At 73.9% G+C, this 23,696-nt stretch carries 28 protein-coding genes; 15 read left to right on the top strand and 13 right to left on the bottom strand.

The features are described 5' to 3' along the window. Positions 1-9: 9 nt before the first annotated feature. Positions 10-483: a nuclear transport factor 2 family protein gene (locus IE308_RS14525; protein ID WP_110626769.1), complete on the bottom strand. Its 474-nt coding sequence runs from the start codon at positions 481-483 to the stop codon at positions 10-12. Positions 484-615: 132 nt separating this feature from the next. Here IE308_RS14525 and IE308_RS14520 point away from each other — a divergent pair, with 132 nt between their 5' ends. Both IE308_RS14520 and IE308_RS14515 read left to right on the top strand, forming a co-directional pair. Then, complete coding sequence (locus IE308_RS14520) at positions 616-1,236, top strand: DUF4291 domain-containing protein (RefSeq protein ID WP_190218220.1); 621 nt, start codon at positions 616-618, stop codon at positions 1,234-1,236. Between the two features lie 39 nt (positions 1,237-1,275). After that, the gene (locus IE308_RS14515) at positions 1,276-2,016 is read left to right on the top strand and encodes an SDR family NAD(P)-dependent oxidoreductase (RefSeq protein ID WP_190218219.1); all 741 of its coding nucleotides are present in this window, start codon (positions 1,276-1,278) and stop codon (positions 2,014-2,016) included. A gap of 197 nt (positions 2,017-2,213) precedes the next feature. Here the strand turns inward: IE308_RS14515 and IE308_RS14510 are convergent, their stop codons facing one another. From IE308_RS14510 to IE308_RS14500, 3 genes are all read right to left on the bottom strand, one after another. After that, a complete protein-coding gene (locus IE308_RS14510; RefSeq protein ID WP_190218218.1) occupies positions 2,214-2,783 on the bottom strand; it encodes a chloramphenicol phosphotransferase CPT family protein in 570 nt (189 codons plus the stop codon). A gap of 56 nt (positions 2,784-2,839) precedes the next feature. Beyond that, positions 2,840-3,019, bottom strand: a complete 180-nt coding sequence (locus IE308_RS14505; protein ID WP_110626766.1) for a hypothetical protein — start codon at positions 3,017-3,019, stop codon at positions 2,840-2,842. Positions 3,020-3,119: 100 nt separating this feature from the next. Beyond that, complete coding sequence (locus IE308_RS14500) at positions 3,120-3,995, bottom strand: undecaprenyl-diphosphate phosphatase (RefSeq protein ID WP_110626765.1); 876 nt, start codon at positions 3,993-3,995, stop codon at positions 3,120-3,122. Between the two features lie 359 nt (positions 3,996-4,354). On the opposite strand from IE308_RS14500, the gene IE308_RS14495 reads away from it, so the two are divergent. After that, the gene (locus tag IE308_RS14495; protein WP_190218217.1) at positions 4,355-5,542 is read left to right on the top strand and encodes a Gfo/Idh/MocA family protein; all 1,188 of its coding nucleotides are present in this window, start codon (positions 4,355-4,357) and stop codon (positions 5,540-5,542) included. After that, positions 5,539-6,468 (top strand): DUF6807 domain-containing protein, encoded by a 930-nt coding sequence (locus IE308_RS14490; RefSeq protein WP_190218216.1) that lies wholly within the window; start codon positions 5,539-5,541, stop codon positions 6,466-6,468. The genes IE308_RS14495 and IE308_RS14490 overlap by 4 nt, the downstream gene beginning before the upstream one ends. Before the next feature lie 173 nt (positions 6,469-6,641). Here IE308_RS14490 and IE308_RS14485 read toward each other — a convergent pair whose 3' ends face one another. Beyond that, on the bottom strand, positions 6,642-7,109 hold the full coding sequence (locus tag IE308_RS14485) for a winged helix-turn-helix transcriptional regulator (protein ID WP_190218215.1): 468 nt from the start codon (positions 7,107-7,109) through the stop codon (positions 6,642-6,644). A 119-nt stretch (positions 7,110-7,228) separates the two neighbouring features. On the opposite strand from IE308_RS14485, the gene IE308_RS14480 reads away from it, so the two are divergent. Beyond that, positions 7,229-8,398, top strand: a complete 1,170-nt coding sequence (locus tag IE308_RS14480) for a thiolase family protein (protein WP_190218214.1) — start codon at positions 7,229-7,231, stop codon at positions 8,396-8,398. Between the two features lie 4 nt (positions 8,399-8,402). Here IE308_RS14480 and IE308_RS14475 read toward each other — a convergent pair whose 3' ends face one another. After that, positions 8,403-9,164 (bottom strand): TVP38/TMEM64 family protein, encoded by a 762-nt coding sequence (locus IE308_RS14475; protein WP_190218213.1) that lies wholly within the window; start codon positions 9,162-9,164, stop codon positions 8,403-8,405. A 191-nt stretch (positions 9,165-9,355) separates the two neighbouring features. Between IE308_RS14475 and IE308_RS14470 the strand changes: the two genes are divergently transcribed. The 3 genes from IE308_RS14470 (at position 9,356) to IE308_RS14460 (ending at position 12,364) form a co-directional block, all read left to right on the top strand. Then, positions 9,356-10,078: a DNA alkylation repair protein gene (locus IE308_RS14470; protein WP_190218212.1), complete on the top strand. Its 723-nt coding sequence runs from the start codon at positions 9,356-9,358 to the stop codon at positions 10,076-10,078. 260 nt (positions 10,079-10,338) lie between these two features. After that, entirely contained in the window at positions 10,339-11,508 is a 1,170-nt protein-coding gene (gene tuf, locus IE308_RS14465) for an elongation factor Tu (RefSeq protein ID WP_190218211.1), read from the top strand. A gap of 10 nt (positions 11,509-11,518) precedes the next feature. Then, positions 11,519-12,364 (top strand): spermidine synthase, encoded by an 846-nt coding sequence (locus tag IE308_RS14460; RefSeq protein ID WP_190218210.1) that lies wholly within the window; start codon positions 11,519-11,521, stop codon positions 12,362-12,364. Here the strand turns inward: IE308_RS14460 and IE308_RS14455 are convergent. The 3 genes from IE308_RS14455 to IE308_RS14445 form a co-directional block, all read right to left on the bottom strand. Next, positions 12,326-13,624, bottom strand: a complete 1,299-nt coding sequence (locus tag IE308_RS14455; RefSeq protein WP_190218209.1) for an MFS transporter — start codon at positions 13,622-13,624, stop codon at positions 12,326-12,328. The genes IE308_RS14460 and IE308_RS14455 overlap by 39 nt on opposite strands. Positions 13,625-13,708: 84 nt before the next feature. Continuing rightward, positions 13,709-14,776 (bottom strand): DUF8017 domain-containing protein, encoded by a 1,068-nt coding sequence (locus tag IE308_RS14450; protein WP_190218208.1) that lies wholly within the window; start codon positions 14,774-14,776, stop codon positions 13,709-13,711. Positions 14,777-14,852: 76 nt separating this feature from the next. Further along, positions 14,853-15,788, bottom strand: a complete 936-nt coding sequence (locus tag IE308_RS14445) for a DUF8017 domain-containing protein (protein WP_190218207.1) — start codon at positions 15,786-15,788, stop codon at positions 14,853-14,855. Between the two features lie 70 nt (positions 15,789-15,858). Here IE308_RS14445 and IE308_RS14440 point away from each other — a divergent pair, with 70 nt between their 5' ends. After that, complete coding sequence (locus tag IE308_RS14440) at positions 15,859-16,311, top strand: DUF4442 domain-containing protein (RefSeq protein ID WP_190218206.1); 453 nt, start codon at positions 15,859-15,861, stop codon at positions 16,309-16,311. A gap of 66 nt (positions 16,312-16,377) precedes the next feature. On the opposite strand, the gene IE308_RS14435 is transcribed toward IE308_RS14440, so the two are convergent. Beyond that, entirely contained in the window at positions 16,378-16,809 is a 432-nt protein-coding gene (locus IE308_RS14435) for a MerR family transcriptional regulator (RefSeq protein ID WP_190218205.1), read from the bottom strand. Between the two features lie 59 nt (positions 16,810-16,868). On the opposite strand from IE308_RS14435, the gene IE308_RS14430 reads away from it, so the two are divergent. Both IE308_RS14430 and IE308_RS14425 read left to right on the top strand, forming a co-directional pair. Continuing rightward, positions 16,869-17,663: an alpha/beta fold hydrolase gene (locus IE308_RS14430; protein ID WP_190218204.1), complete on the top strand. Its 795-nt coding sequence runs from the start codon at positions 16,869-16,871 to the stop codon at positions 17,661-17,663. 175 nt (positions 17,664-17,838) lie between these two features. Continuing rightward, complete coding sequence (locus IE308_RS14425) at positions 17,839-18,489, top strand: DedA family protein (protein WP_190218203.1); 651 nt, start codon at positions 17,839-17,841, stop codon at positions 18,487-18,489. A gap of 31 nt (positions 18,490-18,520) precedes the next feature. Here the strand turns inward: IE308_RS14425 and IE308_RS14420 are convergent, their stop codons facing one another. Continuing rightward, positions 18,521-19,042, bottom strand: coding sequence for a gamma carbonic anhydrase family protein (locus IE308_RS14420; RefSeq protein WP_110626748.1), 522 nt, complete (start codon positions 19,040-19,042; stop codon positions 18,521-18,523). 108 nt (positions 19,043-19,150) lie between these two features. On the opposite strand from IE308_RS14420, the gene IE308_RS14415 reads away from it, so the two are divergent. Continuing rightward, complete coding sequence (locus IE308_RS14415; protein WP_190218202.1) at positions 19,151-19,951, top strand: acyltransferase; 801 nt, start codon at positions 19,151-19,153, stop codon at positions 19,949-19,951. A gap of 23 nt (positions 19,952-19,974) precedes the next feature. Here the strand turns inward: IE308_RS14415 and IE308_RS14410 are convergent, their stop codons facing one another. Then, complete coding sequence (locus tag IE308_RS14410; protein WP_190218201.1) at positions 19,975-20,832, bottom strand: EamA family transporter; 858 nt, start codon at positions 20,830-20,832, stop codon at positions 19,975-19,977. A 109-nt stretch (positions 20,833-20,941) separates the two neighbouring features. Here IE308_RS14410 and IE308_RS14405 point away from each other — a divergent pair, with 109 nt between their 5' ends. Together IE308_RS14405 and IE308_RS14400 are read left to right on the top strand one after the other, a co-directional pair. After that, positions 20,942-21,514, top strand: coding sequence for a helix-turn-helix domain-containing protein (locus IE308_RS14405; RefSeq protein ID WP_110626745.1), 573 nt, complete (start codon positions 20,942-20,944; stop codon positions 21,512-21,514). A gap of 61 nt (positions 21,515-21,575) precedes the next feature. Then, positions 21,576-22,133, top strand: coding sequence for a YbaK/EbsC family protein (locus IE308_RS14400; RefSeq protein WP_190218200.1), 558 nt, complete (start codon positions 21,576-21,578; stop codon positions 22,131-22,133). 19 nt (positions 22,134-22,152) lie between these two features. On the opposite strand, the gene IE308_RS14395 is transcribed toward IE308_RS14400, so the two are convergent. Further along, complete coding sequence (locus tag IE308_RS14395) at positions 22,153-23,274, bottom strand: cation diffusion facilitator family transporter (protein ID WP_190218199.1); 1,122 nt, start codon at positions 23,272-23,274, stop codon at positions 22,153-22,155. Between the two features lie 62 nt (positions 23,275-23,336). Here IE308_RS14395 and IE308_RS14390 point away from each other — a divergent pair, with 62 nt between their 5' ends. Continuing rightward, complete coding sequence (locus IE308_RS14390) at positions 23,337-23,696, top strand: ArsR/SmtB family transcription factor (RefSeq protein ID WP_190218198.1); 360 nt, start codon at positions 23,337-23,339, stop codon at positions 23,694-23,696.

Raw genomic sequence — 23,696 nt, 5'->3', positions numbered from 1 at the left:
CCCGTGCGGTCAGCCGGCCGCCGTTTCCTCCGCGCGCCGCCACATCTCCTGTACGACCACTTCCCGCAGCCGCCAGCCGTCGGGCGTCCGCACCAGCCCGAACGCGTACCGGCCGCCGCTCACGTGGTCGGGCGGCGCGGCCGGGCCGCCGTCGGCGGCGAGGCGCATCGGGGTGACGTAGTCGGCCTGGACCCGCGCGGTGTCGCCGGTGTCCCGTTCCAGGGTCAGGAAGCGGACCCGGCGGTTGACGACGAGGTGCTGCCGGACCGGGAAGGGCCGCAGGTGCTGCGCGAGCCACGCGGCGACGGTCCCGGCGTCGCCCTCGACCCCGCCCGCCGACCGGTAGTCGGCCCGGCCGTCCGGGGCGAACAGCATCCGGTACGCCGCCCAGTCGCCGTCGTCGACGGCCGCCGCGTAATCACTGATCAGGTCGTCGACCGCCAGCCGGTCCAGCACGGTAGCAAGCTCCACACGCTGCGTCATCGCCTCAGTGTTGGGCACGGGACGGCGCGGGCCAAGGGGACGGGCCGTACCGATCCGCCCTATCGGGGTCCGGCGGCCCGCCGCACCGATATTCGGTGGCCGGGGAGCCGCGCGCCCGGTCACCCTTGCCCGGTGAACGAACATCCTGTCGATGACGCCGGGGACGAGCCCCGGTTCCGTGTCCGCGCCCGGCACACGGACACCACCGTCACCGTCTATCAGGCGTACCGGCCGCGGATCGGCCGCGCCGCCGCCCGTGAGGGGCGCTTCCCGGCGTCCTGGAAGCGGGACCGGATGACGTGGATCAAGCCGTCCTTCCTGTGGATGATGTACCGCTGCGGCTGGGGCACCAAGGAGAACCAGGAGACGGTGCTGGCCGTCGAGATCACCCGCGAGGGCTTCCTGTGGGCGCTGCGGCATTCCTGCCTCTCGCACTACGTCCCCGACCTGCACGGCGACCAGGACACCTGGAAGCGCCGACTGCGTCAGGCACCGGCCCGGGTCCAATGGGACCCGGAGCGCGACCTGCACCTCAGGGCGCTGCCGTACCGCTCCCTCCAGCTGGGCCTCGCCGGGGAGGCCGCGGCCCGGTACGCCGACGAGTGGACCGTCGGCATCGAGGACGTGACGCCGCTGGCCCGGGAGATCCACGGCCTGGTGCGGGCGGGGGATCTGGACGCCGCACGGGAGCTGCTGCCCCTGGAGCGGCCGTATCCGCTCGGGGAGGGGATGCCGCCGCACCTACCGGCGTAGAGTGATCGATGATCGATCATTTTCGGGCGGGAGGCTGTCATGAAGCGTCTGGTCACGGTCGTCACCGGCGGCAGCCGGGGCATCGGCGCGGCGATCTGCCGACGGCTCGCCGAGGACGGCCACGACGTGGTCGTGGGGTACGTCCGTGACGCCGGGGCCGCCGAGGAGGTGGCCGCCGACGTGCGGCGGGCCGGGGCACGCGCCGTGGCCGTGCGGGCGGACACGGCCGTGGAGGCCGACGTGGACCGCCTCTTCGAGACCGCCGAGCGTGACCTCGGGCCCGTCACGGGCCTGGTGAACAACGCCGCGGTGACCGGACCGCTGGGCCGGCTCGCCGACACCGGGGCCGACGTGCTGCGGCGCGTCGTCGACGTCAACCTGACGGGGACGCTGCTGTGCGCGCGCCGCGCGGCCCAGCTCATGACGCCCCGGGGGAGCGGCGTGATCGTGAACATCTCCTCCGGCGCGGCCACCCTCGGCAGCCCCGGCGAGTACGTCCACTACGCCGCGACCAAGGCCGCGGTCGACGCCCTCACCCTGGGCCTGGCCAAGGAACTGGGCCCGGACGGCATCCGCGTCAACGCCGTCGCGCCCGGCGTGGTCGACACCGGGATGCACGCGGCGATGGGCGACCCGGACCGCGCCCACCGCATGGGCGCGGCGGTCCCGCTGGGCCGCCCGGCCCGCGCCGAGGAGATCGCCGCGGCGGTCGCCTGGCTGATGTCGCCGGACGCGTCGTACACGACGGGGGCGGTGCTGCGGGTGGCCGGGGGTCGGTGAGGCAGGGGCGGTGGGCGTCGTGCCGGCGGCTGCCCGGGGCGTTCGGCGCGTCCCCGCCAGTCGGCCTGGCGGTTCGGCCCGTCCCCGTCCGTCGGCCCGGCGGTTCGACGCGTCCCCGCCGGTCGGCCCGGCGGTTCGACGCGTCCCCGTCGGTCGGCCTGGCGGTTCAGCCCGTCCCCGCCACTCGGCCTGGCGGTTCAGCCCGTCCCCGCCAGCCGTTCGAACGCCGTCGGGGTCGGCCGGTCCGGCAGGAACTCCTTGATGCGGCGGGCGCACTCGGCCGGATCCAGGCTCCCCGTGTCCAACTCCAGGTCGTAGAGCCCGTGCGCGTGGACCTGCGCCAGCTGCGCGGCGGCGAGTCCGCCCGGGCGGTCGCCCCGCGCGCGCTCACGCCGGGCCAGCTCCTCGGGCGGGCAGTGGACGCCGACGAAGACGACGTCCCGGGCGGGCAGCACCGCCAGGCAGTCCCGCAGCCGCCACTCGGCACTCAGCACATGGTCCATGACGACGTCGTTCCCGGCCGCGGCCATGCCCGCCACCGCCCGGTGATACCCCCGCCAGGTGCGGTGCAGCGCGACGTCGAGCTGGTCGGGCGGCACCGGCGTACCGGACCGCATGGCGTGGAAGGTGTCGACGGGCATGTGGAAGTACGGCCCGTCCAGGATGCGCAGCAGCTCCGCCGCGATGGTGGACTTGCCCGAACTGGACGTGCCGTTGAGGAAGACGACCAGCCCGCGGCGCGGCGGCACGCTGCTCAGATGCTGCATGCGTTGATCATGTCACGCGCGCGGAACGGGAGTTGGGCGACGGCCGCGACCCGCGGTCAGGCGGCCTCGATGACGCCACAGCGCACGGCCTCGGCCCACTCGACCACCAGCAGCTCGTACTCCTCCCGCTCCCGGTCCGTCAGGTTGCCGCCTGTGCGCAGCCACAGCGCCCTTATCCGCTCGTTCAGTTCGGCGGCAGAGCGCACGGAACCACAGGGCATGGAATCGGGGGACATGCGGACAAGCCTAGGGGCAAGGACTGACACTGCGCTACCGGACGGCTACGGAGACCGTATGGAGTCGGTCACGGCCGGCGGTCCGGCCGGCCGGGGCCGGTCAGCCCGCCGACTCCGCCGCGTGCGGGCTCAGCGCACCCGCCACGACCAGGCCGATGATGACGATGCCGAGGACGACCCGGTACCAGACGAACGGCATGAAGCTCTTGGTCGAGATGAACTTCATGAACCACGCGATCACGGCGTATCCGGAGGCGAAGGCGATCACCGTGGCGAACATCGTCGGCCCCCACGCCACATGATCGCTGCCCATCGCGTCCTTCAGCTCGAACAGCCCGGAGGCCAGCACCGCGGGGATGGCCAGCAGGAACGAGTAGCGGGCCGCCGCCTCGCGCTTGTAGCCCATGAACAGGCCGCCGCTGATGGTGGCGCCCGAGCGGGAGACGCCCGGGATGAGCGCGCACGCCTGGCACAGGCCGAAGATCAGGCCGTCCTTCACGCCCAGGTTCTCCAGCGTCTTGCGCTGCTTGGGCGCGCGGTGCCGGCCGCCCGTCTCGTCGCGGGCCGCGAGCCGGTCGGCGACGCCGATCACGATGCCGACGACGACCAGCATCGTCGCGGTGACCCGCAGATCGCGGAACGGCCCCTCGATCTGGTCCTTGAGCGTCACGCCGAGCACGCCGATCGGGATCGAGCCGACGATCACCAGCCAGCCCATCTGCGCGTCGTGCTCCTTGCGGGCGGCCTTGTCGAACAGTGACCGGAACCATGCCGTCACGATCCGGCCGATGTCCTTGCGGAAGTAGATCAGCACCGCGGCCTCCGTGCCGATCTGGGTGATCGCCGTGAAGGCGGCGCCCGGGTCGTGCCAGCCGGAGAAGGCCGCGGTCAGCCGCAGATGCGCGCTGGAGGAGACGGGGAGGAACTCGGTCAGCCCCTGGACGAGTCCGAGGATGAGGGATTCAAACCAAGACATGAAGGTACGGAGTCCAAGTGCCGATCGGGAGGGCGGCGGACGTGCCAGGCCGCCGCGCGCGGTGATCACGGATGTCCCGGGCAGCGTAGCGCGGCCGGGTGACGGGGCTGTCACTGGGTCTTGGCGGGGGAGCGGTGGGGCGCGGGAGGGTGAGGGCGCCTACCCGGCGGCGGGGGTGGGGATGTTGACCGGGCGGCGGGGCGCGGGTGTTGACCGGGCGGTCGGCCGCCGCTTACGTTGCCGCGGGAGCAGAAAGCGCTTGCTGTCGGGTGGGTGGCGTCGGAGGGTTCCGGACGCCCGCCGCCCGTCGTCTGCTCTCCCCGCGTGCCGAACGTCCCGGAGGAGTGCTGATCCCGCCCATGACCCCGTCTGCCGCCGACCCCCGGCCCGCACCGCTCCCCTCCCTGGCGTCAGGCCGCCGCATCCGGGCCGCCGTCGTCGGCACCGGTGCCATCGCGCGCGGCTCGCACCTGCCCGCCCTGGCCCGGCTCGCCGAGGAGGGCGAGACGGAGGTCGTCGCGGCCGTCGACGTCGACGCCGCCGCGGTGGAGGCGTTCTGCGCCGAGGGCGGCGTGCCGCACGCCTACACCGACCTGGACCGGATGCTCGCCGAGCAGCGGCCCGACCTCGTCACCGTCTGCACCCCGCCGACGCTGCACCGCGAGCAGTCGGTGGCCGCGCTGCGGGCCGGCGCCTGGGTGTGGTGCGAGAAGCCGCCCGTGCCGTCGCTCGCCGACTACGCGGCCGTGGAGGCCGAGGAGGGCACCGACGGCGGCCCCTACGCGGCGATCGTCTTCCAGCACCGCTTCGGCTCGGGAGCCCGGCACGTACGGCGGCTGCTGGCCGAGCGTGCGCTGGGCCGCCCGCTGGTGGCCCACTGTCAGACCACCTGGTACCGGGACACCGCCTACTACGCCGTGCCCTGGCGCGGGCGCTGGCACACCGAGGGCGGGGGCCCCGCCATGGGCCACGGCATCCACCAGATGGACCTGCTCCTGGACCTGCTCGGGCCGTGGAGCGAGGTGCGCGCGATGGCCGGGCGGCTGGTGCACGACGTGGAGACGGAGGACGTCTCCACCGCCCTGGTCCGCTTCGAGAACGGCGCGATGGCGACGATCGTCAACAGCGTCCTCAGCCCCGACCAGGTCAGCCGCATCCGCCTCGACTGTGAGCGCGCCACCGTCGAACTCACCCATCTCTACGGCCACTCCAACGCCGACTGGCGAATCACCCCGGCCCCGGACGTGCCCGCCGCCGAGGCCGCGGCCTGGCAGGACTTCGGGGCGGACGTGCCCAGCTCGCACCTGGCCCAGCTGCGGGAGCTGGCGGCGAGCATGCGGGCCGGGGAGCGGCCGCGGGCGAGCGGCGCGGACGGGCGCACCAGCCTGGAGCTGGTCACCGCGCTGTACAAGTCGGCGTTCACCGACACCACCGTGCGGCGCGGCGAGATCGGCCCCGGCGATCCCTTCCACGCGGCCCTGCACGGCGGGACACCCGGCTGGGCTCCCGCCGCGGCCGCGGTCGCGGAACGGGGGGTGCCCGCGTGACGGCCGGGCCGCGCCTCGTCCACACGCTCGGCGAGCGGATCACCGTGACCGACCCGGTCACCGGCGTCGAACTGCTCGCCTACGTCTACCGTCCCGAGGCGGCCTGGGAGGCGCCCAAGCCCTACCTGCACCCGCTCCGCACCCTGGCGGGCGACGTCGTCACCGACTACCGGCCGAACGCCCACCGCTGGCACAAGGGCCTCGCCCTGACCGCCTCCCACCTGTCCGGCGCCAACCTGTGGGGCGGGAACACCTATGTGCCCGGCGAGGGCTATCTCGCCCTGCCCGAGCGGGTCGGCTCGATGGCCCACGCCGGCTTCGACGAGATGGACGACGGCGGCGGCCGGGCGGTCATCGCCGAGCGGCTGACCTGGCATCCGTACGGCGGTGAGCTGTGGGCCGAGGAGCGGCGTCGTATCGAGGTGCACGACATCGACGCCGGCTCCCGGTCCTGGGCGCTGACCTGGACCAGCGCGGTCACCAACCGCCGTGAGGAGCCGCTGCGGTTCGGCAGTCCCACCACGGCAGGGCGTGAACTGGCAGGCTACACGGGCCTGTTCTGGCGCGGGCCGCGCGCCTTCCGGGGCGGGCGGATCCTCGGGCCCGACGCCGAGGGTCCGCAGCTGATGGGCACGCAGGCGCCCTGGCTCGCCTTCACCGGCGAGCACGACGGCACCGACGGCCACGCCACCCTTGTCTTCGCCCACGCCCCGGAGAACGACCACACCGGCGCTGGCGGCGGCCATCCCGCCCACTGGTTCGTCCGCAACGACCCCTTCGCCGCCGTCGCCCCCTCCTGGGCGTTCTTCGAGGAACTGGAGCTGGCCCCCGGCGACACCCTGACCCGCCGCTACCGGGTCGTCGTGGCCGACGGGGCCTGGGAGCGGGAGGAGATCGCCGGGTATCTGGAGGCGCACCCGTGGTGAGCGGGAACGCCTCCGCCGGTCACGGTGCACTGCTCTGGTCGGTCGGGAAGCGCGGGGGCCGGGTCAGGGCCGTGTCCCCGGCCTCGGGGGAGCCGCTGTCCGAGTGGCCGGGCGTCTGCCGGGACTGACATCCGATGGCGCAGGGCCCTGTGCCGTGGCCGTCCGGGGCCGGCTCAGGCCGCCACCGGCCCCGACACCGTCCAGCCCGGGCTCTGCGGGTGGGCCGTCAGGTCCTCGTGCCGTACCTCCTCGCCGCAGGCGGCGCAGGTGACGAGCGGGACCAGTTCATGGCCGCAGGCGTGCTCGACCACCATCGGGCGGTCGTCCGCGCGCAGATGCCGGTCGCCCCACTCCTTGAGGATCATCAGCAGCGGCTCCAGCTCCAGCCCCGCCGCGGTCGGCCGGTACTCGAAGCGCTGCGGGCGCTCGCTGTAGACGCGCTTGGTGAGGATGCCCGCGTCCACGAGCCGGCGCAGCCGCGTGGCCAGGACGTCGCGCGGGGCGCCGATGTTGCGCACCAGCTGGTCGAAGCGCCCGTTGCCCAGGCACACCTCGCGCAGCACGAGCAGGGAGTACTTCTCGCCGACCAGCGCCAGGGTGTCGGCGATCGAACAGGGGCGGGGGTCCTTGGTGGCGGCCATGCGCCCAGTCTAGGCGAGGGTTTGAATTTCCAACTGACGGCGCTATGGTGAGTCCAGATTTCCTACTCACTGGTAATCGCCCAGCCCAGGTGGCTCCTCGCGGCCAAGGAGGCCCGCAGATGCGTGACGCAGTCATCGTCGAAGCCGTACGCACCCCCATCGGCAAGGGCAAGCCGAACGGCGCCCTCGCCCACGTCCACCCCGTCGAACTCCTCGCCCACACCCTGCGCACCCTCGTCGAGCGCGCCGGCGTCGACCCGGCGCTGGTCGACGACGTCATCGGCGGCACCGTCGACCAGGTCGGCGAGCAGGCCATGAACACCACCCGCTACGCCGTCCTGTCGGCCGGTTTCCCCGAGTCGGTCCCCGCGACCACGGTGGACCGCCAGTGCGGCTCCTCCCAGCAGGCCGTCCACTTCGCCGCCCAGGGCGTCCTCTCCGGCGCCTACGACCTGGTGATCGCCTGCGGTGTGGAGTCGATGAGCCGCGTCCCCATGTGGTCCAACGTGCCGCCCGGCGCCGACCCCTTCGGCCCCGGCGTCGCCGCGCGCTACCCCGAGGGCCTGGTCCCGCAGGGCATCAGCGCCGAGCTGATCAGCGCCAAGTGGTCGCTGACCCGCGAGCGGATGGACGCCTTCGCCGTGTCCTCCCACCACAAGGCCGCCGCGGCCTGGGAGCAGGGCCTCTTCGACGCCGAGGTGGCCCCGCTCGACGGCGTCGTCCGCGACGAGTGCGTACGACCCGGCAGCACCCCCGAGATCCTCGCCGGGCTCAGGCCCGCCTACCACGACCCGGCCTTCGCCGAGCGCTTCCCGCAGATCGAGTGGAACGTCACGGCGGGCAACGCCAGCCCCATCAACGACGGCGCGTCGGCCGTCCTCATCACCTCCAGCGAGACCGCCGCCCGGCTCGGCCTGCGCCCGCTCGCCCGGCTGCACAGCTTCGCCGTCACCGGCTCCGACCCGCTGCTGATGCTCACCGGCGTGATCCCGGCGACCGAGAAGGTGCTGCGCAGGGCCGGACTCGACCTCGCCGACATCGACCTGTTCGAGGTCAACGAGGCCTTCGCGAGCGTCGTCCTCGCCTGGCAGCAGGAGACCGGCGCCGACCTCGCCAAGGTCAACGTGCACGGCGGCGCGATCGCGCTCGGCCACCCGCTGGGCGCCAGCGGCACCCGGCTGACGACCACGCTCGTGCACGCGATGCGGGCCCGCGGCGCCCGCTACGGCCTGCAGACGATGTGCGAGGCGGGCGGGCTGGCCAACGCGATGATCCTCGAAGCGGTCTGACCGCTCACCGGCCCCGCAGGTGGTGGCGCTTGCGCCAGGCCACCACCACGCCCGCCAGCGCCGGCAGCGCGATGCACGCCAGCGCGACCAGGAAGGCGGGCGAGGTCGGCGCCGAGGCGCGGGCGCCGGCCACGGCGTACGCGGCGGTGTTCGGGACGGACCCGAGCGCCGTCGCGAGCAGGAACGGCACATAGCCCATCCGGGAGACCGCGGCGCAGTAGTTCGCCGCCCAGAAGGGCACCCCGGGGAAGAGCCGCACCGCCAGCATCGACCGGAAGCCGTGCCGGCTCAGCTGGCCGTCCGCCGCTCGCAGCCAGCGCCCCCGCAGCAGCGGACGCAGCGCGTCCTGCCCGAGGACCCGCCCAAGCCCGAACGCCAGCCCCGCCCCCAGCACCGTCCCCGCGAGCGCCGACGCGAGCCCGGCCTGCGAGCCGAACAGCGCCCCCGCCGCCAGGTTCAGCAGCGGCCGCGGCAGGAACGCCACCGTGCACAGCCCGTACGCCACCGCGAACACCACCGCCGCCGCGGCACCGCCGACCTGCGGCGGCCAGCCCCCCGTCAGCAGCCGCTGAGGCTCGAACAGCAGCACCGCCGCACCGGCGGACGCCAGCAGCACGAGCAGCAGCGACAGCCGGGACCAGGGGGAGAGCAGCGCTCTGGTGCAGCGCGCGGCAAGGCTCACGGACGCGGGAACGACGATCTCCGCGGCAGCGGAGCGAGGAGAGGCAGTGGCGGTGCCCCCAGAGCGGGCGGTGGCATCGAGCATCAGGCGACAGTAACCGACGCACGGGTGTGATCGCCGTATGGTCCGTCTCATCGCACCGCCTACCCCAGGTCCGCGAAGTCGCGCATGACGGCCGTGCCCGACGACCGCACCACCCAGATGCCGCTGTGCGCGGAGGTCTATCGTGAACTCCCGGGACGAACACCCGGGACGACCGACGTATCGTGCGTCCCATGACCGCTGCCGACACGGCCCCGCCCGACGTGCCGCCCAGCGCCCTCGCCGACACCGTCCTGGAGCGGCTGACCGCCACGTACGCCGGCGCGGCCGATCCCGGCCGGGCCGCGACGATGCGCGCCTACATGAAGGACGTGGCGCCCTTTCTCGGCATCCCGACGACCGACCGGCGCACCCTGTCCCGCGCCGTGCTGGCCGGCACGCCCCGGCCGGACGAGGCCGACTGCACCGCGATCGCCCTGCGCTGCTGGCTGCTGCCGGAGCGGGAGTACCACTACTTCGCCGTCGACTACCTGCGCCGGCACACGGGGCGCTGCTCGTCCGCGTTCCTGCCGGTGGTACGGCACCTGCTCACCACCGTGCCCTGGTGGGACACCGTCGACCTGCTCGCCGTCCACGTCGTCGGGCCGCTGGTCGCGGCCGACCGCCCGCTCACGGCCGTCATGGACGCCTGGATCGCCGACGACGACCCGTGGCTCGTCCGGACGGCGCTGCTGCACCAGCTCCGGTACAAGGAACGCACCGACGCCGACCGGCTGTTCGCCTACTGCCTGCGCCGGTCCGGGCACCCCGGCTTCTTCGTCCGCAAGGCCATCGGCTGGGCCCTGCGCGAGTACGCCAAGACCGATCCGCGGGCCGTGCGCGACTTCGTCGCGCGCGAGCGGGGCCGGTTCGCGCCGCTGACGGTCCGTGAGGCCCTGAAGCACCTCGGGGAGTGACGACGACGGCGGCGTCGCCGCCCGAAAACCATTCGACGCCGGGTCCGTGGTCGGCGAAGATCGACCCCATGTTCCGGTACGCCTTCCTTCTCGCAGCATCCGCGGTCGCGGATGCCCCGAAGGCTGCCGTTCCCGTCTTCCTGGCCGCCGTCGACGGCGCCCGAAGCTGACCCTCCCCGGATCGCCCGCGGACCCCGCAAGGGGAGGGTCGGCGGTTCCGTGGGGTCCCTTCTCCTCCTACGAGGCTTCGAGGTACAGCCATGCCCAAGACGGCTTACGTACGCACCAAACCGCACCTCAACATCGGCACCATGGGGCACGTCGACCACGGCAAGACCACCCTGACCGCCGCCATCACCAAGGTCCTCGCCGAGCGCGGCACCGGCACCTTCGTGCCGTTCGACCGCATCGACCGCGCCCCGGAGGAGGCCGCCCGCGGCATCACCATCAACATCGCGCACGTCGAGTACGAGACCGACACCCGGCACTACGCCCACGTCGACATGCCGGGCCACGCCGACTACGTCAAGAACATGGTCACCGGCGCCGCCCAGCTCGACGGGGCCATCCTCGTCGTGTCCGCGCTGGACGGGATCATGCCGCAGACCGCCGAACACGTCCTGCTGGCGCGGCAGGTGGGGGTGGACCACATCGTCGTCGCCCTCAACAAGGCCGACGCCGGCGACGAGGAGCTCACCGACCTCGTCGAGCTGGAGGTCCGCGACCTGCTCACCACGCACGGCTACGGCGGCGACGCCGCGCCCGTCGTCCGGGTCTCCGGACTGAAGGCGCTGGAGGGCGACCCGCGCTGGACGGCGTCGATCGAGGCGCTGCTCGACGCGGTGGACACCTACGTGCCCATGCCGGAGCGGTACCTCGACGCGCCGTTCCTGCTGCCGGTCGAGAACGTCCTCACCATCACCGGGCGCGGGACCGTCGTGACCGGCGCGGTGGAGCGCGGCACCGTGCGCGTCGGCGACCGCGTCGAGGTGCTCGGCGCCGGCGTCGACACCGTCGTCACCGGCCTGGAGACCTTCGGCAAGCCGATGCAGGAGGCGCAGGCCGGCGACAACGTGGCGCTGCTGCTGCGGGGCGTCGCCCGCGGCGCGGTGCGCCGGGGACACGTCGTCGCGGCGCCCGGCAGCGTCACCCCCAGCCGGCGGTTCACCGCCCAGGTGTACGTGCTGTCCGCGCGCGAGGGCGGACGTACGACACCCGTCTCCACCGGGTACCGGCCGCAGTTCTACATCCGCACCGCGGACGTGGTCGGCAACATCGACCTCGGGGCGGCGGCGGTCGCCCGGCCCGGCGAGACGGTGACCATGACCGTCGAACTGGGCCGGGACGTACCGCTGGAGACCGGGCTCGGGTTCGCCGTCCGCGAGGGCGGCAGGACCGTCGGCGCGGGGACGGTGACCGCCGTTCTGTGACAATGGGCAGGTGAACGAGCCCATCCCCGTCACCCGCGTCACCGACCACGGCACCGCGAAGCTCATGCCCGACGTCGACCGGGACCGGGCCTGGCTGCTCACCGTCGACGGGGCGCCCCAGTCGTACGTCGACCTGGACGCCCCGGAGCATCTGGAGTTCGAGTACGCCCGGCGGCTCGGGCATGTGCTGGACACCGTGGCCGCGCCGGGGCGGGCGCTGGACGTGCTGCACCTCGGGGGCGGCGCGCTCACCCTGCCCCGGTACGTCGCCGCCACCCGGCCCGGCTCCCGGCAGGACGTCGTCGAGGCCGACCGGGGGCTGCTGGAGCTGGTCGCCGAGCAGCTGCCGCTGCCCGCAGACAGCCGGGTCGCGCTGCACGCCGCGGACGCGCGGGCGTGGGTCGAGGCGGCCCCGGACGCCTCGGCCGACGTCCTCGTCGCCGACGTCTTCGGCGGCTCCCGGGTGCCGGCCCACCTGACCACGCTCGCCTACGCCCGCGAGGCCGAGCGGGTCCTGCGCGCCGACGGCGTCTACGTGGCGAACCTCGCCGACGGGGCGCCCTTCGCGTTCCTGCGCTCCCAGCTCGCCACGTTCGCCGAGGTGTTCGAGGAGCTGGCGCTGATCGCCGAACCGGGCGTGCTGCGCGGGCGCCGGTTCGGCAACGCGGTGCTCGTCGCCTCCCACCGCCCCGTCGCCACCGCCGACCTGGCCCGGCTGACCGCGGCCGACGCCTTCCCGGCCCGCGTCGAGCACGGGCCGGCGCTGCGCCGGTTCACCGGGGACGCACGGCCGGTCACCGACGCGGACGCCGTCCCGTCACCCGAGCCCCCCGACGGGGCTTTCGGCATCGGCTGAGCCCTCCGCCCCCTGCACGACGGTCGTCGTACGCCGCCGCAGACGGCGCACGTCCGGCACGCACAGGACCGCCGCCGTGACCACCACGACCAGCGTGGCGCACCCCCACAGCGCCGCCGTACGGCCGAACGCGGACTCCGCCGGACCCGCCAGCGAGGTCGCCACCGGCAGCAGCGCGACCGAGCCGAACCAGTCGTAGGCGGAGACCCGGGACAGCTTCTCCTCGGGTATCTCCTGGTGCAGCGCCGTCATCCAGGAGACGCCGAACACCTCCACCGTCGCGCCCGCCGCGAACATCACCGCGCACAGCACACCCACTGGGGCGGGGACGGCGAGCGCGGCCGCCGGCAGGGCCATCGGGAACACGCACAGGGTGCCCGCGAGCAGCAGCCGGCGCGGCTTCCAGCGGGTCATCAGCAGCGCGCCGCCGACCGTGCCCGCGCCGAAGAAGGCGAGCGCCAGGCCCCAGGGGCCGGCGCCGCCGAGGTGGTCGCGGGCGACGAGCGGGCCGTAGACGGCGTCGGCGGCGCCGATCACCGCGTTGGCGACGGCGAACTGCGTGACGATGCCCCACAGCCAGGGCCGCCCGGCGAACTCCCGCCAGCCCTCCCGCAGGTCGGCGAGGAGGCCGGCCCCGGGCGCGCGCGGCGGGATATGGCTGACGTCGAGGAAGGAGCGCAGCGCGCCCGCCACCGCGAAGGCGGCCGCGTCGGCGGCCAGCACCCAGCCCGGGCCGACGGCCGCGACCAGGGCGCCGCCCAGGGCCGCGCCGCCGAGCGCCGCGCCCTGCATCGCCATGCGGAACACAGCGAAGGCGCGGCCCGCCTGCTCGCCGTGGACCGAGGACAGCAGCATGCCCTCGGCGGCCGGGCTGAAGAAGGCCTGCCCGGTGCCGCCGAGCGCGGTCAGCAGCATCATCTGCCACAGGCGGGGCTCGCCGGCCAGGACGAGCACGGCGAAGACGCCCTGCGAGACGCAGTTGAGGGCGTTGGCCGCGACCATCACCCGGTGCCGGGGCAGCCGGTCCGCGACGGCCCCGCCGATCAGCAGGAACAGCACCAGCGGCAGCGTGCGGGCCGCGGCCACCAGACCGACGTCGCCGCTGTCGCCGCCGGCCTCCAGCACGGCGAACGCCGAGGCGATCAGGGCCGCCTGGCTGCCGCCGTTGGTGAGGAACGCGGCGGCGGTCAGCAGGCTGTAGTTGCGGCCCGCCCAGGCGGGTCGGCGCGGGCGGCGGGAGCGGTCGGCGGCTGTGGTCACCGGGTGACTATCACCGCACGGCACCCGATGTGCCAAACCGTTTCCCCGGCGGCCGCGCCCCGACGCGGGCGACGGACCGCCGGCTCAGCTCTCCTGCGGGGTGCCGTGCAGCCGTACCGTCTTCAGGATCTGCAGCACGGTCGCCTCGGACACCTCGCCGGTGACGCCCTTGGCCCCGTAGAAGTTGAACGACACGTAGTCGCCGTTGCCGTTCTTGAAGCCGAACGTCAGGGCCTTGCCGTCACTGTTGCACTTGCCCTTGCCCTTCTGCGGGCTGTTGGTGGACTTGGCCCAGTCGTAGCTGCCCTTGATGCCGGACGCGGTGGTGAAGGGCGTGGCCTTCGGGCTCCAGGTGATGCTCTTCTTGTCCGGCTGGGTGTAACCGCCGTACACCCACCACGCCGGGGTGTTGATGGCGACGTCGTCGGTGCTCTTGGCGCCGTTGGCGCCCTTGGAGCCGATGACGGCCAGCGGGGTGTCGTCGGTCTTGCCGTCCTTGTCGTCGTCGGACGTGCACCACTTGGACTTGTACTCGGCGGTGCCGGACATGATGATGATCGGCTTCAGGTCGTCGGCGTTCTCCTCCTCGAAACCGACGCTGAGGGTGGGGGAGTTCACCTCCCAGTCGGCCGGCACGTCGTAGGCGATGCCCCACTTGGGGTTGATGACGACCTTCCAGCCCGCGACGGTCGGCTTCTCCGTCTCGGCGCCGCGCGGGTTCTCCTCCGCGCCGCCCGTTGAGGTCCCGCTCGGCTGCGTGGACACCGTGGCCGGCTGGCTCGTCTTCGTGCCCTTGCCGTCGCCCTTGGCCGCATCGTCCTTGTCGCCGCCGAGCACCAGGAGCGCGGTGACACCGGCGGCCACCACGACGGCGGTGGCCGCCACGATCGCGACCAGCTTGGTGCGGTTGCCGCCGCCCTGCGGGGGCTGGGGCCCGCCCACCACCGTCGGCGCCTGCCACTGCGGTTGCTGCGGCTGCTGCTGCGCGTACGGGTTGGGCTGCTGGTACCCCGGCTGCTGATAGCCGGGCTGCTGGTACCCGGGCTGCTGCTGGTAGGGGTTCGGCTGCTGGTACCCCGGCTGCTGGTACGGATTGTTCTGCCCGTGCGGGTTCTGCTCTCCCCCGGGCGGCTGCTGCTGTCCTGGCCACATGCCGAGCAACCCTAGTGCCGTCCGGGACACGTTTCGGTCACCGGGCCTTGTCAGGGACGTAGCAAAGCCGTGCAGATCAGGAGTCGCCGGTCCGCACCAGGCGCACGGTGGCGAGAATCCGGCGCACGGTGGCGTCCGGTACCTCCTCCTCGACCCCCTTCGCGCCCACGAAGGACCAGGAGGCGAACCCGCCGTCCGGGGTGCGGAAGGCGAACGTCGTCGCCTTGCCGTCGCTGTCGCACTTGTGCCGACGCTCGACCCCGGAGGACTGTGCCGTCGCGAGGCTGCCGGTGAGCCCGGAGGCGGTGGTGAAGGAGGTCACCGGGCCGACGGTGACCTTCTTGTGGTCGGGCTGCGTGTAGCCGCCGTAGACCCAGGCCGCGGAGTCCGTGCGGGCGATCTCCTTGGCGCTCTTCGCGCCGTTGTTGCCGCGGCTGCCCGCGCTCGCCAGGGAGGTGTCGTCGACGTGGCCGTCACGGTCCGTGTCGTCGGAGCACCACTTCTCCTTCAGCACGGCGGGGGCCTTCATGGCGACGAGCGGCTTGTCGTCGGGGTCGGTGTCCTCGGAGACGTACGACACCCAGTCGGGGGACTGCGGGGCCCAGTCGGCCGGGACGTCGAAGGCGATGCCCTTGTCCGCGTTCACCACGGCCTTCCAGCCCGGGACGCTCGGCCGGACGCCCGCGCCGGCCCGCGGGTTCCGCGGCGCGGAGGCCGAGGGGGACGCGGACGCCGTGGCCGGGCCGGGCGCGGCCTCGTCGTCCGAACCGCCGCCGAGCAGCAGCACGGCCCCGGTCACGGTCGCCGCGAGCACCACGGCGGCGGCCGCGGTGACGGCGATCACCTTCGCGCGCCGGCCGCCGTCGCCGGGCGGGGCGGCGACGGTGGGCGCCTGCCAGGGCGGTGGCTGCTGCCGGGCGTAGGGGTTGGCCTGGTGACAGCCGGGCTGCTGGTACGGATTCGGCTGCCGGGGGTCGGTCCCGCCGGTCGGCTGCTGCTGTCCTGGCCACATGCGCCGGAAGCATACGGCGATCATCGGCCGCGTCTGGTCAGATCATGCTACTCGCGGGTAACCTCCGGACATGAGCGCAGACCAGATGTCCATCGGCGAGATGCTCGCCGCCACCGTGCCCATGGCCCGGACCCTCAACCTCGACTTCCTGGAGACCACTCCGGAGAAGGCCGTGGTGGCCCTGCCGGACCAGAGCGACTACCACAACCACGTGGGCGGGCCGCACGCCGGCGCGATGTTCACGCTCGGCGAGTCGGCCAGCGGGGCGATCGTGCTGGCGGCGTTCGGGGACCAGCTGTCGCGGGCCGTGCCGCTCGCGGTGCGGGCCGAGATCGCCTACAAGAAGCTCGCGATGGGCGATGTGACCGCCACCGCGACCCTGGGCCGGCCGGCCGCCGAGGTCGTGGCCGAACTGGACGCCGGCGAGCGCCCGGAGTTCCCGGTCGCCGTGGAGATCCGGCGCGGGGACGGGGCCGTCACCGGCGAGATGACCGTCGTGTGGACGCTGCGTCCCAACGGCTGAGCGGCCGCTGGGAGGGGGCGGGGCTCGGTGCGCCGGGCCGCCCCCTCACCGCGACCCGGAGGCGGTTCAGGCCGCCGACGGGCCGGACTCGAAGAGTGCCGCGTCGTCCGGACGCGCGCCGGCGCCTTCGGGAGCGCCCGTGTCGTCCGGGCCGGCCTCGATGACCGTGTCGAGGAGGCTCCGCGACGCCCGCAGGTCGTCGATCGTGCGCGTGATGCGTTCGCGTTCCCGGCGCAGTTCCGCCACGAGGCCGGAGCACACCGGCGCGAGGTGGGACGGGTCGTCGTCGCGGAGGCACGGCAGGGCGCGGGCGATGGTGGCCGTCGGCAGCCCCGCGGCGAGCAGGATCCGGATGCGCCGGACGGTGTGCACGTCCGCTTCGGTGTAGACGCGGTAGCCGCTCGGCAGCCGCTCCGGCGTGAGCAGGCCCTGCTCCTCGTAATAGCGCAGCAGCCGCTCACTGACCCCGGTACGGCGGACCATCTCCCCGATGCGCATGTGATCTGCACCTCACCGCGTTGACTCTCACACCGATGTGAGACTTTAGCGTCCGGGGCATGACCCATGCGTTGCCCCTCTCGACCCTGGGCCGTGTCGTCCGCGGCACCGGCCCCGGCCTGCTCCTCGCCCACGGCGCCGGCGGCGGCATCGACGCCAACTTCGGCCCCGTGATGGACATGTTGGCCGCCCGGCACACCGTCGTCGGGCCCGACTACCCCGGCACCGGCCGCACTCCGCGCGCGGGCGCCCCGCTCTCCCTGGACGGCCTCGCCGACGAACTCGTCGCCACCGCGGTGCAGGAAGGCGTGGAGACCTTCGCCATAGCCGGCTACTCGCTCGGCACGGCCGTCGCCGTCCGGGCCGCCGCCCGGCACCCCGAACGCGTCACCGCGCTGGTCCTCACCGCGGGGTTCGCGCACCCCAACCCGCGGTTTCTGCTCGCGGCGCGGATGTGGCGCGACTTCCTCCGCGCGGGCGACCTGGCGGGCCTCGCCGGCTTCCTCTCCCTGATCGGCGTGAGCGCGCCCGCGCTGGACGCCGTCGGCCAGGACGACCTGGACACGGCGCTGAAGAACACCGCGGCCACCGTCCCGCCCGGTACGCCGGACCACCTGGACCTGCTCCTCGGCCACGTCGACGTACGAGCCGACCTCGCCCGGGTCGCCGTACCGACGCTCGTCGTCTCCACCACGCTCGACCAGCTCGTCACCCCGTACCACCACCGGCAGCTCGCCGACGGCATCCCCGGTGCGCGCTGGGCCGAGATCCCGACCGGGCACCTGCCGTTCGCCGAGCGGCCGCAGGAGTGGGGCGCCCTCCTGCGCGACTTCCTCGACGAGGTCCGCGCCTGACGCCGGACGCCCGCGCCCGGCGTGGCTCGTTCCCTTCGCACGCCGGGCGTGCGCGTCCCACGCGTCGCCGCCTGTTCACCTCGACCCGGTAGGCTTCCCGGGCGGGCGCCTCGACCAGGGGCGCGCCCGGGAGTGCCCGGGGAGTGCAGGGACACGAATCGGGGAGGAACCGGCGGTGCACGTCCAGGAATGGCTCGACACAGTGCCCGCGGCCGCCGTCTACGCGGTGGTGGGGCTGGTCATCGGACTGGAGAGTCTCGGCATCCCGCTGCCCGGCGAGATCGTCCTGGTCTCCGCCGCCCTGCTGTCCTCGCAGCACGGCGGCGTCAACCCGGTGATCCTCGGCGCCTGCGCCAGCGCCGGCGCGGTGATCGGTGACTCCATCGGCTACGCCATCGGCCGCAAGGGCGGACGCCCGCTGCTTGCCTGGCTGGGCCGGAAGTTCCCCCGGCACTTCAGCGAGGGCCACGTCGCCACCGCCGAGCGGTCCTTCCAGAAGTGGGGCATGTGGGCCGTCTTCTTCGGCCGCTTCGTCGCCCTGCTGCGCATCTTCGCCGGGCCGCTCGCCGGTGTGCTGCGGATGCCGTACTGGAAGTTCCTCATCGCCAACGTCCTCGGCGGCATCATCTGGGCGGGCGGAACGACGGCCGTCATCTACTACGTCGGCGTGGTCGCCGAGTCCTGGCTGAAGCGGTTCTCCTGGCTGGGCCTGGTGGCCGCCGTACTGATCGGCGTGGCGTCGATGCTGGTGGTCAAGCGCAAGGCGAAGAAGGCGCAGACGGCCCCCCAGGAGGCCGAGCCGGAGCCGGTGCCCGCCGCCGAGTGAGGCCCGGCCCGCCGGCCTGAGACCCGGGGTCCTACCCGTCGCGGTGGGCCTTCCCCAGTTCCGCGTACATCGTGCCGTTCAGGGTGACGCCCTGACGCTCCTCCTCCGTCAGCTCCCGCCTGACCTTCGCGGGGACACCGGCGACCAGCGAGCCCGGCGGAACGACCATGCCCTGCGGCACCAGTGCCTGCGCGGCCACCAGCGAGCCGGCCCCGATCACCGCCCCGTTCAGCACCGTCGCCCCCATGCCGATCAGGCAGTCGTCCTCGACGGTCGCCCCGTGCACCACCGCGTTGTGCCCGATGGAGACGCGCTCGCCGACGGTGACGGGGAAGCCGGGGTCGGCGTGGAGCGTGCAGTTGTCCTGCACGTTGCTCTGCGCCCCGACCGAGATCCGCTCGACGTCGCCGCGCAGCACCGCGCCGTACCAGACGCTCGCGCCCTCCGCGAGGCTCACGTCGCCGATCACCGAGGCGGTCGGCGCCACGAACGTGTTCTCGTCGATCCTCGGCTCCCTGCCGCCGATGCCTCTGATCAGTGCGCGGTGCGTCATCGCTGCCTCCCTGCTCGTCGCTACACCCGCACCGTACGCCACCCGGTAGGGCGAAGATCACAGGCCTCCGGAGTGAAGGCGCCACCGGGGCGCGGCTACCGTGAGCGCGTGCCGAAGCGCAAGAACACGTTCTCATCCTGGCGGCGCCGCCTCGCGCAGCGGGCCGTCCACGCGGGCTGGTCCTGGGTGCAGCGCACGGGCTCCGTGAGCGCCGAGCAGCCCGGCCGCTTCCGCTTCGGCGCGCTCGGCGAGGCCACCCGGCTCGCCTTCCCGCTCGGCACCGTCTTCGGCGAGCCGTGGATCCACATCGGCACGCACTGCATCATCGCCGAGCAGGTCACCCTGACCGCCGGCCTGATGCCCGACCTCGACCTCGGCCCCGACCCGATCCTGCGCATCGGGAACGGCGTGGTGCTCGGCCGCGGCAGCCATGTCATCGCGGACTCCACGGTCACCATCGGCGACGACTGCTACTTCGGGCCGTACGTCTACGTCACCTCGACCAACCACTCCTACGACGACCCGCACGAGCCGATCGGCAAGCAGTGGCCGCGGTTCGAGCCGGTGGAGATCGGGCCGGGCTGCTGGATCGGCACCGGCGCGGTGATCCTGCCGGGCGCGCGCATCGGGCGGAACGTGGTCGTCGCGGCGGGCGCGGTGGTCCGCGGCACGGTGCCCGACCACGCCGTGGTGGCGGGCGCCCCCGCCCGCGTCGTACGCCGCTGGACCCCCGACGACGGCTGGCAGCCGCCGCTGCGCACCCCTGCGCCGGTCCCGATACCGGACGACATCACGCCCGGTCAGCTGCGTGCGCTGTCCGGGCTGGACGAGGAGCAGGTGGCACGGCTGGCGAGCCTCGACGAGGACGGGGCGGCGAGCCTGGCCGAGCTGGAGCCGGACGGCAGCTGAACCGGCGTCCGAGGGGTGTCGCGTCAGCCGGCGGCCAGCAGCAGGGTGCCCACCAGGGCCAGTCCCGCGCCCGTCGCCTGGATCGCCCGCAGGCGTTCGCTGAGGAAGCCGCGGGCGGCCAGGGCGGTCACCACCGGGTAGAGCGAGGCGAGTACGGCGGCCACCATGACCGGTCCGTGCTGGGCCGCGACGGAGTACGTGCCGTTGGCCGCCACGTCGGCGAGGCCGACGAAGGCCAGCGCGGGCAGCGAGGCCCAGGGAAAACCGCCCGCGGGCAGGGCCGGGGCGCCCCGGCGCACCGAGGCGTACAGGGCGAGGCCGCCCGCGGCCACGTTCGTCACCCGCTGCACGAACAGCGCGAGGAAGAGACCGGTGACCGTCGTCGACGCCTCGGCGATCAGCGCGAACACCGCGCCGAAGCCGAGCGCCGAGACCAGGGACAGCACGACGGTCTGCCGCGGCACGCCGCCGCCCCTGCGCTGCGGTCCGCCCGCCAGCACCACCCCGGTGACGGCCACCCCGATGCCCGCGACCTGCACCAGGCCGGGCCGCTCGCCCAGCACCAGGCCGAAACCGACGGGCACCGCCACGCCGAGCGTGGCCAGCGGGGAGACGACGCCCATCGGACCGAGGGCCAGCGCCTTGTAGAAGCAGATCATCGCCACCGGGCCGACCAGCCCCGCCGCGAACGCGAACCACAGCCGCGGTCCGGCCTCGCTCCAGCCGCCGGTGGCCACCACGATCACGCCGAGCACCACCGTCGCGATCGTCTGCGAGACGACGACCACCGTGAGGGCGGGCGCACGGCGTGTCAGCACTCCGCCGCCGAAGTCGGCCAGGCCCCACAACAGGCTGGTGGCCAGGGCGAAGAGTGCGGTCACGGCGGGCCTCGCAGTACAGTTCGGTGGACGATCGGGTGCATCACACCGTAGTTCAGTCAGATGAACTCTGTCATCCAGAATATTTGACTTCCCGGATATTGGACGGAATGTGTCGGACCTCGACCTGCTGACCCAGTCCCTGGCGCGCAACGTCAAGCGCTGGCGCACCGAGCGCGGCTTCACCCTGGACGCGCTGGCCGCCCGGGCCGGTGTCAGCCGCGGCATGCTGATCCAGATCGAGCAGGCCCGCACCAATCCGAGCATCGGCACGGTCGTGAAGATCGGTGACGCGCTCGGCGTCAGCATCACCACGCTGCTCGACTACGAGCAGGGCCCGAAGGTCCGCGTCGTCCCCGCAGACCAGGCCGTACGGCTCTGGCACACCGACGCCGGCAGCTACAACCGCCTCCTCGCCGGCGCCGAGGCGCCCGGCCCGCTGGAGATGTGGGACTGGCTGCTCACGCCCGGCGAGTCCAGCCCCTCCGACCCGCACCCCTCGGGCACGGTCGAACTGGTCCACGTCCTCGCGGGCGAGCTGACCCTCACCGTCGACGGGGTGAAGCACCGCGTCCCGGCGGGCGCCAGCGCCTCCTTCGAGGCCGACGCCCCGCACACGTACGGCAACGAGGGCGACGAGCCGATGCGGATGGTCATGGCGGTCTCCGTCCCGCCCGTCCGCTAGGGCCTGTCAGCATGCCGCCAAGGCTTGTCAGCGTGCCGCCAGGGGTTGTTAGCGTGCGGCCATGGACGCACCCATCGGCGACTTCGACCGCGCCACCCCCGCCCCCGACTGCCTCGACGAGCTGACCGCCCCCGTCGCCGACGCCGTACGCCGCTGGAACGGCAGCGTCCCCGCCGACCGGATCCTGTACGTCGACACCGACCCGCGCTGGGCCGACACCGCCGTCTTCGTCGAGCACTACGGCCGCGAGCTGCTGGAGCAGTCGGCCAACTGCGTGGTCGTCGCGGGCCGGCGGGCCGGCGAGACCACCCTCGCGGCCTGCGTCGCGCTCTCCACCACCCGGGTCGACGTCAACGGCGTCGTACGACGCCGACTGGGCGCCCGCAAGGCCTCCTTCGCGCCGATGGAGACCGCGACCAGCGCCACCGGCATGGAGTACGGCGGCATCACCCCGCTCGGCCTGCCCGCCGGCTGGCCCGTCCTGGTGGACGCGGCCGTCGTCGACCTGCCCTGGGTCCTCGTCGGCAGCGGACGCCGCCGCGGCAAGCTCCTGATCCCCGGCAAGGCCTTCGCCCAACTCCCCGACGCCACGGTCCTGGAGGGCCTGGGCGTCGCCTGAGCCGGGACGGCCCGCCGCGTCAGGCCGTCGCGTGGTGGGCCAGCGTCAGGTGGGGATCCGGCTCGCCGGGCGCGGGGGCCGGGTCCGCGTGGACCAGGGCCGCCGTCAGCCGCGGTACGGCGTGCAGCAGGGCGTGTTCGGCGTCCACGGCGATGGCGTGCGCCTGCCGCACCGTCGCCTCGCCGTCCACCACGACCGCCACTTCCGCCCGCAGCCGGTGCCCGATCCAGCGCAGCCGCAGCTCGCCCACCCCGCGCACGCCCGGCACCCCGGCCAGCGCCCGCTCGGCCCGGTCCACCAGCGCCGGGTCGACGGCGTCCAGCACCCGCCGGAAGACCTCACGGGCCGCGTCCCGCAGCACCAGCGCGATCGCGGCCGTGATCGCCAGCCCCACGAGCGGGTCGGCCGACTGCCACCCCAGGGCCGAACCGCCCGCCCCCGCCAGCACCGCGAGCGACGTGAAGCCGTCCGTACGGGCGTGCAGCCCGTCCGCGACCAGCGCGGCCGAGCCGATCGACCGGCCGACGCGGATGCGGTGACGGGCCACCCACTCGTTGCCCGCGAACCCGACGAGCGCGGCGACCGCGACGGCCGGCACGTGCTCCACCGGCCGCGGATCCAGCAGCCGTACCACCGCCGCCCAGCCGGAGAACGCCGCCGATGCCGCGATCGTCAGCACGACCACCAGCCCCGCCAGATCCTCGGCCCGCCCGAACCCGTAGGTGAAACGCCGGGTCGCCGCGCGCCGGCCCAGCACGAAGGCGATGCCGAGCGGTACGGCCGTCAGCGCGTCCGCCGCGTTGTGCACCGTGTCGCCGAGCAGCGCCACCGACCCGGACGCCGCCACCACCACCGCCTGCGCCAGTGCCGTAACGCCCAGCACCGCCAGCGACACCCACAACGCGCGCATGCCGCGGGCCGAGGACTCCAGGGCGGCGTCCACCTTGTCGGCGGTGTCGTGGGAGTGGGGGGTGAGGAGGTGGGCGAGGCGGTGGCGCAGACCGGGGGTGTGGCCGTGGCTGTGCGGGTGATCGCCGTGGCCGTGGTGGTCGTCCTCGTGGCGATGGTGATCGTGCCCGTGCCCGTGTCCGTGCTCCTGGTCCTCGCCGTGCCGGTGCTCGTGGTCGTGCCGGTCGCTCACGGGGCTCCCCTTCCGGTGCGCGGAGGTGGACGCGCGCACGCCCACGAGGCCATTATGTGCGTATGAGCGCACGCATGCACCTGTCACCTGCGCACGATGCGCACCCGCGCACCCCCGGCGAGGAGCAGTTCGCCCTCGCCGCGGAACTCCTCGCCCTGCTCGGCGACCGCACCCGGCTCGCCCTGCTGCACGCGCTGGCCTCGGGCGAGGCCGATGTCACGACGCTCACCGAGTCGTGCGGGGCGGCGCGGCCGGCGGTCAGCCAGCACCTGGCCCGGCTCCGCCTCGCGGGGCTGGTGAACACCCGCAAGGAGGGCCGCCGGGTGATCTACTCGCTGCGCGACGGCCATCTGCGGCGCCTGGTCGACGAGGCGCTGAACGTCGCCGACCACCGGCTCAGCGACCGCCCGCTGCACGACTGA

Origin of the sequence: Streptomyces griseosporeus (assembly GCF_014656055.1) — a bacterium.
GTDB classification, from domain to species: domain Bacteria; phylum Actinomycetota; class Actinomycetes; order Streptomycetales; family Streptomycetaceae; genus Streptomyces; species Streptomyces griseosporeus.
This window is presented reverse-complemented; position numbering and strand designations above follow the sequence as displayed.